14 protein-coding genes are annotated in these 14,350 nt (G+C 73.7%); 5 read left to right on the top strand and 9 right to left on the bottom strand.

The features are described 5' to 3' along the window. Nucleotides 1-15: 15 nt before the first annotated feature. The 3 genes from HYE82_RS24865 to HYE82_RS24855 all read right to left on the bottom strand — a co-directional run bounded on the left by HYE82_RS24865 (nucleotide 16) and on the right by HYE82_RS24855 (nucleotide 1,867). Nucleotides 16-675 carry an NADPH-dependent F420 reductase gene (locus HYE82_RS24865; protein WP_179176376.1) on the bottom strand — a complete coding sequence of 220 codons (660 nt, stop codon included), beginning with the start codon at nucleotides 673-675 and terminating at the stop codon, nucleotides 16-18. Between the two features lie 182 nt (nucleotides 676-857). After that, nucleotides 858-1,082 carry a hypothetical protein gene (locus HYE82_RS24860; RefSeq protein ID WP_179176375.1) on the bottom strand — a complete coding sequence of 75 codons (225 nt, stop codon included), beginning with the start codon at nucleotides 1,080-1,082 and terminating at the stop codon, nucleotides 858-860. A gap of 44 nt (nucleotides 1,083-1,126) precedes the next feature. Continuing rightward, nucleotides 1,127-1,867, bottom strand: a complete 741-nt coding sequence (locus HYE82_RS24855) for a siderophore-interacting protein (RefSeq protein WP_179176374.1) — start codon at nucleotides 1,865-1,867, stop codon at nucleotides 1,127-1,129. Between the two features lie 108 nt (nucleotides 1,868-1,975). On the opposite strand from HYE82_RS24855, the gene HYE82_RS24850 reads away from it, so the two are divergent. The 3 genes from HYE82_RS24850 to HYE82_RS24840 all read left to right on the top strand — a co-directional run bounded on the left by HYE82_RS24850 (nucleotide 1,976) and on the right by HYE82_RS24840 (nucleotide 5,751). Then, nucleotides 1,976-2,590: a GNAT family N-acetyltransferase gene (locus HYE82_RS24850; RefSeq protein ID WP_179176373.1), complete on the top strand. Its 615-nt coding sequence runs from the start codon at nucleotides 1,976-1,978 to the stop codon at nucleotides 2,588-2,590. A 154-nt stretch (nucleotides 2,591-2,744) separates the two neighbouring features. Continuing rightward, complete coding sequence (locus HYE82_RS24845; protein WP_309144441.1) at nucleotides 2,745-4,364, top strand: N,N-dimethylformamidase beta subunit family domain-containing protein; 1,620 nt, start codon at nucleotides 2,745-2,747, stop codon at nucleotides 4,362-4,364. A 97-nt stretch (nucleotides 4,365-4,461) separates the two neighbouring features. Further along, nucleotides 4,462-5,751 carry an LCP family protein gene (locus HYE82_RS24840; protein WP_179176372.1) on the top strand — a complete coding sequence of 430 codons (1,290 nt, stop codon included), beginning with the start codon at nucleotides 4,462-4,464 and terminating at the stop codon, nucleotides 5,749-5,751. A 54-nt stretch (nucleotides 5,752-5,805) separates the two neighbouring features. Here HYE82_RS24840 and HYE82_RS24835 read toward each other — a convergent pair whose 3' ends face one another. Next, a complete protein-coding gene (locus HYE82_RS24835; protein WP_179176371.1) occupies nucleotides 5,806-7,005 on the bottom strand; it encodes a helix-turn-helix domain-containing protein in 1,200 nt (399 codons plus the stop codon). Nucleotides 7,006-7,399: 394 nt separating this feature from the next. Between HYE82_RS24835 and HYE82_RS24830 the strand changes: the two genes are divergently transcribed. Next, entirely contained in the window at nucleotides 7,400-8,569 is a 1,170-nt protein-coding gene (locus HYE82_RS24830; protein ID WP_179176370.1) for a serine hydrolase, read from the top strand. Between the two features lie 249 nt (nucleotides 8,570-8,818). Here HYE82_RS24830 and HYE82_RS24825 read toward each other — a convergent pair whose 3' ends face one another. From HYE82_RS24825 to HYE82_RS24810, 4 genes are read right to left on the bottom strand one after another with little or no spacing between them, the layout of a single operon-like run. Beyond that, complete coding sequence (locus HYE82_RS24825; protein ID WP_309144440.1) at nucleotides 8,819-10,381, bottom strand: amidase; 1,563 nt, start codon at nucleotides 10,379-10,381, stop codon at nucleotides 8,819-8,821. After that, complete coding sequence (locus HYE82_RS24820) at nucleotides 10,378-11,604, bottom strand: MAB_1171c family putative transporter (protein ID WP_179176369.1); 1,227 nt, start codon at nucleotides 11,602-11,604, stop codon at nucleotides 10,378-10,380. Before HYE82_RS24820 ends, HYE82_RS24825 begins: the two co-directional genes overlap by 4 nt. 14 nt (nucleotides 11,605-11,618) lie before the next feature. Further along, complete coding sequence (locus tag HYE82_RS24815; protein WP_256987627.1) at nucleotides 11,619-12,173, bottom strand: hypothetical protein; 555 nt, start codon at nucleotides 12,171-12,173, stop codon at nucleotides 11,619-11,621. Nucleotides 12,174-12,209: 36 nt separating this feature from the next. Beyond that, on the bottom strand, nucleotides 12,210-12,722 hold the full coding sequence (locus HYE82_RS24810; RefSeq protein ID WP_218783029.1) for a hypothetical protein: 513 nt from the start codon (nucleotides 12,720-12,722) through the stop codon (nucleotides 12,210-12,212). A 149-nt stretch (nucleotides 12,723-12,871) separates the two neighbouring features. Here HYE82_RS24810 and HYE82_RS24805 point away from each other — a divergent pair, with 149 nt between their 5' ends. Continuing rightward, nucleotides 12,872-13,393, top strand: coding sequence for a hypothetical protein (locus HYE82_RS24805; RefSeq protein ID WP_179176368.1), 522 nt, complete (start codon nucleotides 12,872-12,874; stop codon nucleotides 13,391-13,393). On the opposite strand, the gene HYE82_RS24800 is transcribed toward HYE82_RS24805, so the two are convergent. After that, nucleotides 13,387-14,241 carry a class I SAM-dependent methyltransferase gene (locus HYE82_RS24800; RefSeq protein ID WP_179176367.1) on the bottom strand — a complete coding sequence of 285 codons (855 nt, stop codon included), beginning with the start codon at nucleotides 14,239-14,241 and terminating at the stop codon, nucleotides 13,387-13,389. The two genes, HYE82_RS24805 and HYE82_RS24800, sit on opposite strands and share 7 nt — an antisense overlap. Nucleotides 14,242-14,350: the final 109 nt, after the last annotated feature.

Genomic DNA, 14,350 nt, shown 5'->3' with positions numbered 1-14,350 from the left:
CACCCGCCCCGGCCCTCAGCGGACGATCTTGAAGCCGAAGACGTAGGTGCCCAGAGCGGCGGAGGTGTCGATGAACATGCGCAGCATCATCTCGGTCGCCCGGGCGGTGCGGATGCCGCCGAGGTCGAGGACGTCCTGCCAGCCGAGGGCCTTCAGCAGGTCGGTCACCACTTCCTTCGCGGCGGTGTCGTCCCCGCTGACGAAGACCGTGTGGTCGCCGTTGCCGACGGAGGCCGGGTCCGGCATGACGTCGGCGACAAGGGTGTTGAAGGTCTTGACCACGCGGGCCTGCGGCAGCGCCCGCTGGAGCTGCTCGCCGAGGCTGTCGGTGTTGACGGGGTCGAGGACGGCCTCGGGGTCGGGATCGGACCAGTTGTAGGGACTGGAGACGTCCATGACGACCCGGCCCGCGAGGAGGTCGGCGAGGGGGGTGAGTGCGGCGACGCAGGAGGGCCCGTCGATCGCGTTCACCACGAGGTCGGCGCCCGGCACCGCCCCCTCGAAGGTACGCAGGTCCAACTCCGGGCAGCGGGCGGCAAGCTGCACGTAGGCAGGGTTGCCGGCCAGGGTGGCGCCGGGGTCGCGGGTGCCGACGGTCACCTCGTGTCCCAGGGCGAGGAAGGCGGGGGCGAGGGCGCGGCACACACCGCCCGTCCCGAGCACAGCGATCTTCATCGGTCGGGTCCTCCCCCGGTGCGGTCCGCGTAGACGAAGATCATATCGACCGCTTGTCCCGCCCTGCCGGGTCCGGGTGTTGCGGGAGCGCGAGGACCGTTTCGATCCGGGCGCGGATCTCCTCGTCCTGGACGAACGCGCGGTAGTCGCCGTACGCCGTCAGTCTGCGGCCCGGAGGGCCGTCAGGGCCTCCCGGACCGGCCGGGAGTCGAGGTGGCCGCGTCGGTGATCCGGCCCTGCTGCAGCAGGAGTGCCTGAAGGTCGCCCTGCGCCCGTTCGACCGCGTCGTGCTGGGTGGCGGCGTCCGCCCGCGCGATCCGGCGCAGCACCTTCGGTAGGTCCGCGGTCGGCCGGTCCGGCCATGCCGACTCCAAACCGTGCCAGTCCACCGAGTCCAGTCCCTGCAACAGACTTCCCCCACGCGGTTCGCGGGCCCGTCCCGCATCCGGGATCAGGCCGCGGCCCTCCAGTAGCCCAGGCTGTTGACGCGCTGTTTGGGCAGGCCGAGGTCCTTGCGGAGGTAGCCGCTGAGGGTGCGGGTGGTCGCCGTGTCGCAGGCCAGCCACACGTACGCCGACTCCGGGTCGGACGCCAGGGCGGGCAGTTCGGCGCGGATCCGCTCGACGAGGGCGGTGCCGTCGCCGGAGCGGGGGACGCGCCGGATCTCGTGGCGGTCGGGGTCGAGCCGCACCGGCAGGTCGGTGTCGGCCTCGTGCTGGGTCTCGAACCAGATGGTGGCCGGGAGCTGCGGGTAGGCGTCCAGCAGGGAGTTGATGGCGGGGAGGGAGGCCGGATCGCCGATCACCAGCAGCCGCTCGGGGGCCGGTGCGGGAGCGGTGAAGCCGGTGCCCTGCACGGTGGCCTCGATGGTGTCGCCGGGGTTGGCGTTGCGCGCCCAGTCGCTCGCGACGCCGTCGTGCAAGGCGAACTCCAGGGCGAACGTGCCCTCCTCGGCAACGGGGTCGACCAGGGTGTAGGCGCGCTGGTGGGGCTTGCCGTCGTCGTCGAACCACAGGCGGACCCACATCGTCGGGTGCAGGGAGTCCCCCGCGGCCGCGAGCAGCCCGCCGTCGGTGAACCAGACCCGGCGGTAGTGCGGGGTGACCTGTTCGGCTCCCGTGACGGTGAACGTGAAGTCCTTGCCCCGCAGCAGCTTGAGGACCACGCCCTCCCAACCCTTGGCGACGCCCACGTCCGCCCCTTCCCCTGAACCCCGATACAGTAAGGCCAGCCTAACCTAATGCAACTGGGCGGCTCTGTGTACACGCCCGCAATCCGACACGAAGGAACGGAACACCGTATGAGACCCGACTCCACCGCCCTCGTTCCCCCGCGCGCGGACGTCTGCACCGAGACCGTGGAAGGCTTCGGCACCGTCCGTTTCACCCCGGTCGACCCCGCGGCGGACTCCGCCGTGCTGCACTCCTGGGTCGTCGAGGAGCGCGCATCGTTCTGGGGCATGAACGGCGCGAGCCGTGAACTGGTCCAGGAGATCTACGAGGACGTGGACCGCCGCGACACCCACCACGCCTTCATGGTCCGGCTGGACGACGAGCCGGTGGCGCTGTTCCAGACGTACCGTCCGGAGGAGGACCGGGTCAGCGAGTGTTACGAGGTGCGGGAGGGCGACTCGGGCGTCCACCTGATGCTGGCCCCGCCGGCGGCCGGCCGGCCGCGCCCCGGTTTCAGCGGCACCCTGGTCGGGTCGCTCATCCGCTTCGCGTTCCGCGACCCGGCCGTGCGGCGGCTGGTGGCCGAGCCCGACGCCCGCAACGACAAGGCCCTCGCGATGCTGGACCGGCTCGGCTTCGTCCGCCACGGGGAGATCACCCTGCCGGAGATCGACCTGCCCGAGGTGTACCTCCCCGAGAAGCGGGCCGTGCTCGCCTTCCTCGACCGCCCCGAGGTGCCGTAGGCGCCCGCCCCCGGCACCGTGCTCCCGCAGTAGCCGCCGGCTCCCTCCTCCGCTCCGGCTTGTCGTTCACCGCGGTCCGCGGCGGCGTGCCGTACGGTGGCCGGGCCGTATCGGTGTGCCGCGGGCGCGGCCCCGGCAGAGGCGTGGAGGTGCCGTGGGACGGGTCGGCGACACCGGACCGGCGGACCCCGGAAGCAGTGCGGGTCCGGGGCGCCGACGGTTGCTGGAACTCGCGGCGGCCCTCGCCGTGACGGCGACCACCGCGGCCACGGCGTCCGCGGCGTCCCGGCCCGCGGCCGCGGCGGGCGGCGGCGGTCGGGGGTGCCTCGACGTACGCGCCGAGAACCTGCGGCCCGGCGACGCCGCCTGGCGGATCACCAGGGCCGGGGCAGCCCGCGCGATCGAGGGCTTCGCCGACCGCGCCTCGGTGCTCGCGGGCGAGCCGCTCCCGCTGCGGGTGTCGACGACGGCGGCCTCCTACACCGTCTCGGCGTACCGCATGGGCTGGTACGGCGGCACCCGGGCCCGCCTGGTGTGGCGTTCGCCCGTGCTGCCCGGGCTGCTCCAGCCGCCGGCCCGGGTCGATCCGGCCACGCGCAGGGCGTGGACCGACTGGCAGCAGACCGCCGAGGTCGACACCGCCGACTGGCCGGAGGGCAGCTATCTGCTGCGGCTGGACACCGCGGGCGGCGCCGAGCGCGCCCAGCGGTACGTGCCGCTGACGGTGCGGTCCGCGTCGGCGGCGGGCCGGATGCTGCTGGTCAACGCGGTCGCCACCTGGCAGGCGTACAACCGGTGGGGCGGGGCCGACCTGTACAAGGGCACGACGGGCAAGAAGGCTTCACGCTCGCTCGCGGTCTCCTTCGACCGGCCGTACCAGAACGCGCACGGCGCGGGCCTGTTCCTGACCTACGAGGCGCCGCTGGTCGCACTGGCGGAGCGGATGGGGCTGCCGCTCGCCTACGCGACGGGGATCGACGTGGCGCACGACCGCCGGCTGCTGTACGGGGCGGTGGCGCTGCTGTCGCCGGGCCACGACGAGTACTGGAGCCCGGATCAGCGCCTCCACACCGCCATGGCCCGGGACGCCGGCATGAACCTGGCGGTGTTCGGGGCGAACTGCTGCTACCGGCGCGTCCGGTTCGAGGATTCCGCGGTCGGCGCGTACCGGACCGTCGTCTGCTACAAGGAGGACTACGCCCTCGATCCGGGCTTCCGGGGCGGCCTGCCGCCGACCAACGACTTCCGGCGGGCGCCGGCCCCGGAACCCGAGAGCAGCCTGCTGGGCGTGATCTACGACGGGTACCCGGTCGACGCACCCTGTGTGGTGACCCATCCGGGCCACTGGCTTCTGGCGGGCACCGGCGCCGCGCAGGGCGACGCGTTCCCGCACCTGGTGGGCGTCGAGTACGACCGGATCGACCTCAGGTACCCCACACCGCGGCCGGTCGAGGTGCTGGCGCACTCGCCGGTGGTGTGCAAGGGGCGGCACTCGTACGCGGACACGGTGTACGCGTCCCTGCCCTCCGGAGCCGGCCTGTTCGCGACGGGCACCATGCGCTGGGTGGAGGCGCTGGACGCATCGGGGCCCGGCGGCGGGAAGGCCAACCACGGACTGGACCACCGCGCCGGGGCGTTCACGCGGACCGTCACCGAGAACGTGCTGCGGGCGTTCGCCGCGGGCCCGGCGGGGCGGGCGCGGCCCGCGGTGGACAACGTGTCGCTCCATTACGGTGTTGACGGCTCCCCGACAGGAGCAGCCTCCGGCGTGTAGCCGGGGCCCGGACGGCCGGGGCCGCTAGCGTTCGGCGTCCGATCCGCCGACCGGCGAGATGCCGGCCCGTCGGTCCGCCCGGCCCTGGGAGTAGGCGTTGCTCCGTCTTGCCACTGCGCTGACCCTGCTGACGACGCTGGTTTCGGGTGCGGCCTGGGCCGGTCCGCCGTCGCCCGCCGACCGTGCCGCGCCGGGCAGCGGGACGAACGTCCTGGTCGTCGGTGTCGACAGCCGCACCGGCCTGTCGAAGGCGGAGAAGGACCGGCTGCACGTCGGGGGCGCGGGGTGCAACTGCACCGACGTGATGATGCTGGTGCACCTGTCGCAGGACACCCGCCGAGCCAGCATCGTGTCGATCCCGCGCGACTCGTACGTGGAGTACGCCGACGGCGCCGGCGTCCTCGGCAAGATCAACGGCGCATACGCGCGCGGCCGCGGGCCCCTGACGGTCAAGACCGTCGAGAAGGCGACCGGCCTGCACATCCACCACTACCTCGAAACCGGGTTCACCGGCTTCGAACAGGCCGTCAACGGGCTGGGCGGCGCGGCCCTGTGCACGGACAGACCGCTCAAGGACGAGAACTCCGGCCTCGACCTGACGCCGGGCATGCACCACGCCGACGGGAACGGCGCCCTGCGCTACGTCCGCGCCCGGCACATCGAGCGCCCGGGCGACCTCGGCCGCGTACGGCGCCAGCAGCGCACCGTCTCGGACCTGCTGACCCGCCTGACCGTCGAGGGCGCCCTGGCCGATCCCCTCGCCGCGGCCGCCACCGCACGCACCCTGCTCACATCGGTACGCACCGACAGCGGCACCGACCTGGCCGACCTGGTCCGCCTGGGCACCGCCTTCGGACGGCTGCACCCGGAGCGGACCGAGTTCGCGACCGTTCCCATCAAGACCTTCGACCACCGGGTCCCCGGCGTCGGGTCGACCCTGCTGTGGCACGGGGAACGCTCCCGCGCGCTGTGGGCGGCCCTGGCCGCGGACCGGCCGATCACGGGCGACCGGCGCATCCAGCCCGTCCCCGAGACCCCGGTGCCGACCAACCCCGCCGGGATCAAGGTGCGGGTGGACGATGCAGTCGTGGCGGCGGCCCTGTCGGCCGGCGGGTTCGTCGTCACCGGCACCTCGGCCACGGCGCCGAAGGCCCGCCCGGCGGGCCCGCCGATGATCCGGTACGCGCCCGGGCGGGAGAGCGACGCGGCCACCCTCGCGGCGGCCCTGCCGGGCGCCCGCCGGCAGGTCGTGCCCGGCCACGACGCGTACCTGGACGTGGCCGTCGGCGCCCGCACCGTCACCGTCAGGCAGGTCACCTACGACCGGAACGTCGCCGAGGGCGCCCCGGTCACGGCCGACCGCCTCGGCTGCCTCACCGCCCGGTGAGCCGGCTCGCGTCCCGGCTCGCGTCCCGGCTCGCGTCCCGGCTCGCGTCCGGGGTCAGCGCCCGCCGGGTGCGGCCTCGGCCGGCGGGAGGGCCGACTCGGGACGGTATCGGAGCATCGCGGTGCGGACCTGCTCCAGGTAGGGCCGGATGGCCTCCAGTTCGGCGCCCTGCCGCTGCACCTTCCACGTGGTCGTGCGGTAGGCGGCGGCGAGGTTGAGGGCGGGGTCACCGGGAACGCCTTCGAGTTCGGGGGCGAGGGCGCAGAGCATCCTGCCCATGGCGGGGATCGAGTCCTCGGGGCTGAACGGCGGCTTCGGGACGGTGTGCTGCCGGTCCGGCGGCAGGTAGTACCGCAGGACGCGGGGCGTCCAGCGGGCAATGCCGTACTCGTCCTTGGCCGGGTCGCTGAGCTCGGGGTCGAACCCGCTCTCGGCCTTGAGCATGGCCGCCACCAGCACCGGAGTGACCTGCGGGACGTGGCAGGTGGTGCCCGCCTCCACGATCAGGGCCCGGTAGCGCTCCGGGATGTCGGTGTCGGTGCGCAGCCGTCGGCCGTCGTCGGAGAACCGGGTGTCCGCCGACAGGTTCGCGGCCGCGGTGTGCGTTCCGTCCGAGGCGGGAGCGGTGGTCTTCCGGGGGCGGCCGGCGTCTCCGGCGGCGAACGCGCCGAGCGTCAGGAGGACGGCCAGGAGGACGGGGCCGGCCTCGCGGCGCCGCCGCCAGGGCGCCGGCCGACGCGGCCTGTCGGGCGTACGGCGCCGGGGCGCGGCCTCGGCCGACGGGCGGTCCGCGTCAGCGGGGGTGGCCGTGGCCGCGACGGCCCGGCCCGGAACCGGAACCACGGTGACCGGGCCCGGATCCGGGGATGCGGCGGCCGGGGCGGGTGACGCGGCGGCCGGGGCAGGATCCTGGTCCGAGGACGCGGGGGCCGGTTCCGTGCCCGGCGCCGGATCGAGGCACGGAAGTGCCGGGGCCGGCGACGGGGCGGTGATGAGGCGGTGCGTGGCGATGCGTCGCTGTTCCCATTCCTCCGCGTCGCCTCCGCAGGCGTTGACGAAGGCGGCCAGCACGGCGGCGCCGGGCAGGCGTCTGCCCGCCGCGGCCTCGGCCAGCGTGGAGGCGGAGTAGTGGGCTCGGGTGGCCAGCCTGCGGTAGGGCGGGCTCCCGGCATGCCGCCGCAGTTCCCGCAAGTCGTACGCGAACCGGGCCAAGGGGTCCCGGCCGGGGTCGAGCGGCTGTTCCTGGCGTCCCATGTCTCGTTCCTCCTCGTCCGTGGGCCGCTGGTGGCGAGGCGGCGGGCGCCGGGATGTCCGGCGATTGTCCGGGATCCGTTCGGCAGGGTCACCGCGCCGGGACACGGACGGCGATGGCCGTTTGAATGGCCACGGATCACATCCGGGCGTGGGGGTGTACGGCCGCAGCCACCGGGAACTCATCCAACCCGCACGGGGGTGCGGTGAGGACGCTTTCCCCCGTGTGCGGGCTGTGCGGTGTTTCACAGACCTTCAGGTCAGCGTGGCCGTGGGGTCCCTTGCCAAGGGGGCCGGGCTGCGCCGCATGCCTCGTGCACGGCCGGCCGGGCCGGCACCGACCGGCGACCCATGGCCGGATGTGATCACTCCCTCTCCCACCACCAAGGAGGAAGACATGTCTTCGACCGCACGCCAGGTCCGGTTCTCCGCGCTGGCCGGCGCCGTCTGCGCCGTGGTGCTCACGCTGTCCTTACCGACCGGGGCCCATGCCGCCCCGGCTCCCGCCCAGGCCTCCTCCCCCACCGCCGACGACCACCCCGCCACGCTTGCGGCACTCAAGACGTTCCAGTCGCACGCCGGCCCGGGGGCCGCCGTCCGTGCCGGCGACAGCGCCGGCTCCTGGGACCTCTCCGTCGGCACGGGAACCATCAACACCAGCCGGCCGATCCAGCCGGGGGAGCACTACCGCGTCGGCAGCCAGAGCAAGGTCTTCACCGCGGTGGCCGTCCTGCAGCTGGTCGACGAGGGCGAGGTCGCCCTCGACACGCCGATCGAGCGGTACCTGCCGGGCGTGGTCGCCGGGAACGGCCACAACGGCAGCGTCGTCACGGTGCGCCAACTGCTACAGCACACCAGCGGGATCCCGGTCAACAACGCGCCCGCCCCGCGGGCCGATCCGGACGGCACGTACAGCCTGGCCGCGCTCGTCGAGGACGGGCTGCGCCGGCCGTCGGCCTCTGTTCCGGGCACGAAGTTCGAGTACTCCAACACCAATTACGAGATCCTCGGCATGCTCCTCGAGAAGGTGACGGGCCTGCGCGCCCACGAGGTGATCACCCGCCGCGTCATCGAGCCGCTCGGTCTGACGCAGACCCGTTTCCCGGCGCCCGGCGACCGGAGCCTGCCCACCCCGGCCGTACGCGGGTACCACGGCATCCGGGTGGGCTCGTTCTTCTTCTGGACCGACGTGCTGCCCTTCGAACCGTCCTCCTTCAGCACCGCCGGCGCGGTGATCTCCACCCAGCGGGACCTCGCCGCCTTCTACCGCGCGCTGCTCGGCGGCAGGCTGATGTCGCCGGCGTCCCTGGCGGAGATGAAGCGTGCGGTCGACGTCGGCGACCCGGCATCCGGGTGGGGGTACGGGCTCGGCCTCATCCGGCAGCCGCTTCCGTGCGGGGGCGTGGCCTGGGGGCACAACGGCATGCTGCCGGGCTACTACACGCAGACGCTGGTCACCGAGGACGGCCGGCACGCTGCGGTCGTGACCAACGCCCACCTCACCACCAACATCCCCGCGGCGCAGATGGAGCAGCTGCTGAACTCGGCGCTGTGCGAGGGGAAGTGACCCCCGGGGCCTGAGGGGTTTCGCCGGCCGCCACGGCGACACCGCGGGATAAAGGGGACTAAGATGAAGATCGCAGGGCCCGGGTACCGTTTCCCCCGTCGGTATCCGGGCCCTGCATGTCTTGTGGACGGCGCGGACGTGGACGGCGCAGAGGGGCTCCGGGGTGCCCGGGGCCCCTCTGCCGCGTCGTACGGGCTCGCCCCGCCCCACCCCCGTGGGGGCAGAGCGAGCCCGGTCATGGGCGCCCGGTCACGCGGTGAACGCGGGCGGCTGCGCGGGCTCGGGAAGCCTTCGCGCGAGGTGCCTGGCCATGTCGACGACCGTGCGGTCGGCCAGGTAGGGGCCGATGATCTGGATGGCGAGGGGCAGGCCGTCGGCCGTCCTCCCCGCGGGCATGACGAGGGCCGGGAGCCGGACGTGGCCGGCCAGGTTCAGCCATGCCGTCTGGTCGAAGTACGGGCGCTTCTGCCCGTTGACGGTGATGAACCGGCTCGGGACCGGGGTGGACGTCTGGTCGTCGACGCAGGTGTTGGGGACGGCCGGGGTGATGAGGACGTCGTGGGCGGTGAAGTAGTCGGCCCAGTGGCCGCGCAGCTTCTCGCGTTCCTCGTTGGCGCGCAGCCAGTCCCGGTGTCGCATGGTGCGCGAGTGGAGGAAGATCCCGCTGGGGTCGTCGGCGGGGATCCGATCGGCGGCGGCGATGTCGTCGGCGAAGCCGGCGTCCGTGGCGGTGGCGCTCGCCGTCGCGAACATGAGGCGCTGGAACAGCCGGTCGCTGTCGGCGAGCCCCACGGGCCGGGTGGTGCCGTCGACGGTGGCGCCGGATGAGCGCAGGATCCCGGCGATCTCGTCGAGGAGCCGTCGGATCGTGTCGTCGACATGGCAGTAGGGGTCGTCCTGCCACAGGCCGACGCGGTAGTCCGCGAGGCGGCGGCGCCGCGGCGCCGGCAGGTCGATCCGCCACGCGGCTGCCTCGGCGGGGGCCGGTGCGGCCAGCACGTCGAGGGCGACGTCGAGGTCGTCCGGGGTCCGGGCGATCGGGCCGAGGGTGAGCATGTCGGAGCTGGACAGCCAGCCCGGCGGCCGGGGGATGTGGCCGCGGGTGGGGACGATGCCGCCGCTGGGCCGCAGTGCGTACACGCCGCAGTAGGCGGCCGGGAGGCGGAGGGAGCCGGCGAGGTCGGAGCCGAGTTCGAGGCTCGTGATGCCGGCGGCGACGGCCGCGGCGGGGCCGCCGGAGGATCCGCCCGCGGTCTTGGTGGCGTCGTGCGGGTTCTTCGTCGTGCCGAAGAGCGGGTTCGAGGTCTGCAGGTCCTGGCACATGACCGGGACGTTGGTCTTGCCGACGATGACGGCGCCGGCGGCACGCAGCCGGGCGACGGCGTCGGCGTCCTGGTCGGGGACGTGGTCGGTGAGGTCGGGTGCGCCGCAGGTGCTGCGCAGTCCCTTCGTCTCCAGGGCGTCCTTGACGGTGACGGGCAGGCCGTGGAGCGCGCCGAGCGGCTTGCCGGTCCTGGCCAGGTGGCGGTCGGCGGCGTCGGCCGCGGCGCGGGCGCCCTCGGCGTCCAGGGTGATGACGGCGTTGAGGCCGGGGTTGGTCTTCTCGATGTGCTGCAGGTACTGCTCCAGCAGGGCGCGGCTGGTGGTCGTGCGGCGGCGCAGGGCGGCGAGCTGGTCTCGGGCGGGCGCCAGGTGCAGGGGCGTGCTCGCGGTGGCGGCTGCGCGGGCGCGGGCGGCCGCGGTCATGGTGGCCATGGACGCCGCCGCGGCGACGGCGGTGGAGGCGATCAGCAGGGTGCGTCGGAGGATCACGAACGGGCTCCTGAGGTGGCGCTGCGGACTTCGGATGCGCTGCGGCGGCTCTGTGCCGCGGGAGGTCTGAAGTGCGCGGCGACGCGCTGGAGGTGCGCGAGCTCGTCCTCGGTGGTGGCGAGGGTGAGCTCGGCGTCGGCGTATTCGGCGGGGGTGTCCACGGGGTCGTCGGCCGTGTGCCGGATGAGGGCGGCGCGGATCTGGTCGGCGGTGACGGCGGCGGCGAACTCGGCGGCGCCGAGGCCTTCGCCGGCGCGGCGGGCCTCCGCCTCGGCCCGTACGGCCGGGTCGAGGTAGCGGCGCATCAGCTTCTGGCCCTGGCGGATCTCGACGCGGCGGCGCAGCAGGGGGAAGTGGGCGCTGCGGCCGCGCAGGATGTCCTGGCCCTGGCGGGTCGGGCGGCGCAGCGTGATGCCGGGGTCGGCCTGGTCGAGTGCGGACCACAGGGGGCCCAGGCGCCGGTAGCGGACGTGGGCGGTGGCCCAGTCGCGGGCGCTGCCGGCCCGCCGGGCGACGGTCGGGATGAGGTAGCCGATCTGGGTGAGGGTGGCGCCGATGTCGCCGCAGGCCCAGGCGAAGCCGTTGAGGTGGCTGACGCTGAATCCGGTCTCGGCGCCGACGACGGCGGCGATGCGGATGCCGCTGTAGCCGAGGGTGATGACGGCGCCGATGGTGACGAGGCGCAGGCTGAAGGCGATCGACGGGGTGGTGGCGGTGCGCGCGTACTTCCAGCAGGACACGGCGAGGTAGGTCTCGGCGACGCTGTACGTGCCGAAGTACAGCAGTACGTAGGCCTGGAAGACGGGGTCGTGCGCGTAGTACAGGGAGAAGTCGGTGGGCCGGGTCGTGGCCGGGGTGAGCGAGGCGAACAGCACGGCCATGGCGGTGATGACCGCTGCTGCGGCGGCGAGCAGGAGCCTGCTGCGGCGGCGGGCCCCGGAGGGGGGCTTCGACCAGTGCGCGAGGACGGTGGCCTGGAGGGCCAGGACGACGATCACGAAGCCCTGGGCGATCGGCACGACGATGTTCGGGACGCCGAGGAGGCCGTCGACGCGTACCCACACCCAGGTGAGGGAGACGGCGTAGCTGAGCGCGGAGAAGCCGTACGTGAAGGCCAGGGCGACGAGCGCCGGCTCGCGGCGGCTCCTGCCCAGGTCACGTATGAGGATGAGGAACCCCGTACCGGCGATGGCCAGGCACAGGGGGTGAAGGATGTCTTTCACGGGTCCCTGTCCGGTCAGCGCAGCAAGGTGCGGGTGATGGGGTCGGCTGCCCGGCGGGCCGCCGGGCGGGTGGTGCTCACGTGCTCCTGCAGGAGGGATCCGAGGAGTTCGGCCTCGAACTCCTCGGGCTCGTTGTAGCGGGTGCGGCCGAGGACGAGCTGGACGGTGGCCGGGTCGATGTCGGTGATGAGGCCGCCGAGGCTGCCTGCCTCGACGGAGGCGTTGCCGCGGTGGCGCTTGAGCATGTGGCCGAACTCGTGGCCCACGATGATCTCGGCGTGGGCGCGGCTGATGGCGGTGTCGTAGAACACGTAGTCCGTTTCGCCGGTGGCGAGCCACAGGCCGCACGGGGCGGAGGCGTCGAGGGAGTCGGGGTCGGCCGGGTCCGAGACGAACGGCATGAGCCGGATCGACCGGTCGAGGTAGTCCTCCATGAACGGCACCAGGTCCAGGACGCTGTCGGCCTCGGGCAGGCCGAGGCCCTCGACGAACTCCCGGTTCCGGCGCTCGACCTCGTACGCCTCGTCGGCCTTGCGGTCGTTGCCGCGGCTACGACGGCTGAGCCACATGGGGGTTCCCCTTCTCCTGGCGACGTCGGCCGCCGGTCACGGCAGTTCCCTCTCGGGGTCGGCGGGCAGGCCTTCCTCTTTGCGTACGGCTTCGAGCGCCGCCAGCACCTTGCGCTGGCCGGCGGCGGAGACGCCCATCGCGCGGAGGGCGATCTGTTCGACGCCGTTCTCCTTGAGCTTGCGCAGGATCTCGAACTGGGTGGCGACCTTCCGGGTGACCTCGTCCTCGACGAAGTAGGCTGCCTCCACGCCGAAGAAGCGGGCGAGGAGGGGGACCATGGTGATGGTCGGGGTGCGCTTGCCCGCGCGGAGCAGGCTGATGTGGGCCCGCGTGTAACTGTCCTCGCCGTACGACGAGATGGTGCGGGCCACGTGGGCGTTGGTGTATTCCTCCGCGCCCGGCGGGCGCACCCGGTCGAACAGGAAGTTGAGTCGGTCGCAGAAGGGAGCACCGGGGGCCGGAACCGGAACCGGACCCGGAACCGGAGCGGAGGCCCGGTCCGGCCGGGGTGTGTCCGGTCCGACGGGTCCGTGCGCTGATTCCGCCACGTGCCTTCTGCCTCCTTTCCGCAGGCGTAACTATAGTTGACACCCATTGCGCGTAACTATAGTTGACGATCCGTAACCCGCAAGCCTTCATCCGTATGCCCTGCCGGGTCGCACCGTCTCCGCGGCCGTTCGCGGCGTTGACTGGTCGCATGCGAAAGACTCCCCAGAAGCAGTGGCACACGGCCGGGCGCGCCCTGGCCGGTGCGGTGGTGGCATTGGCGGCCCTGTGCACGGCGGGCTGCGCGGGCGACGAATCCCCGAAGGAGGCCGTGTCCAAGGCCGCGTCGGCGGTGGCGTCCGCGGGTGCGGAGATCTCCGCGGCCGCGTCGAAGGCCGCGGACACGGCGGCTTCGGCGGCCGCGGAGGCCCAGAACAAGCTCGACCAGATCAAGGGCGGGGTGAACGCGAAGGACGCCGCCACCCTGGGGACCCCGTCCACCGACTCGGGCGGGTACACGGTGGTGCCGGTGACGGTGGACAACACCGACAGTGCGGCGAAGTCCTTCGCGGTGCAGGTGAACTTCAAGGACGACAGCGCCAACACCGTGGACGTGGCCGTGGTCACCATCGACGACGTGGGCGCCAAGGCCAAGGGCCAGGGCACGGCCCGCAGCACTCACTCCCTTTCCGGCAAGATCACCGCGGAGGTGGCGAGGGCAGTGCGCTACTGACGCGGAGTCGGGCGGCGGCCCCACACGGTGAGCATGCCGGGGGCCAGTTCGGCGAGGTCGGGCGAGGCCAGGTAGGCGAGGGCCTCGTCGAGGGTGGCGGCGTCGAGGCGGCCCGCGAGCAGGTCGGGCCGCATCCGCTCCCAGGTCTCGCTCCAGAAGGCGGCGAGGGGGCCGCCCGGGGTGAGGGGCGGGCACACCAGCTCTGCGGCGACCTCCTCCAGGCCGGCGGCGCGCAGGACGTGCGGGTGGGCGCGTACGGCCGTGACGTCGGTGCCGATGGTCTCGGACAGGGTCCGCCACATCGCGTCCAGGGTGCGGCGGTACGCGGAGTGCGGGTCGGCGGGGTCGGGGACGTCGGCGGCGTCGCTGAGGACGAGGTACCCGCCGGGGTTGAGCCGCTCGGCGAGGAGGCGGAGGATGCCGCGGCGGCCGGGCAGGTGCATGAGCACGAACCGGGCGTGGACCAGGTCGAAGGTCCCCAGGTCCGGCTCGGCGGCGAGCCGCGTGAGATCCGCTTCGCGGACGCGCAGCCGGGGACCGGCGAACGGCGCCAGGCGGCCGGTGTCGCGGTCGAGGGCGACGACCTCCTCGGCACCCGCCTCGTCGGCGAGCCAGCGGGCGACGGTTCCGGTGCCCGCGCCGGCATCCAGGCAGCGCCAGCCGGGCCCGACGCCGAGGCTGCGCAGGCGGGCCCGGGTGAGCGGGTCGTAGACGAGCGCGGCGTGGTCGATGCGCTCGCCCTCCTGGGGGTGTTCCGGGCGGAAGAGGGCCTCGCCGTACCGGCCGGGGCCCTCTTCCGGCGCATCGCCCGGGGATCCGGGAAGGTGCTCCTCGGGTACGGGTGCCACCGCGCGCTCCTTCCTCCCGGGCGCGGTACCCGCCCGGCCCTCCAGGGTGGGCGCCGGGCCGGCGGGCCGGCGGTATTGGGCCGGCCGGGGGCGTGGCCCCGGCCCGGGG

Source organism: Streptomyces sp. BR123, from assembly GCF_013401435.1.
Classification (GTDB): Bacteria; Actinomycetota; Actinomycetes; order Streptomycetales; family Streptomycetaceae; genus Streptomyces.
This window is presented reverse-complemented; position numbering and strand designations above follow the sequence as displayed.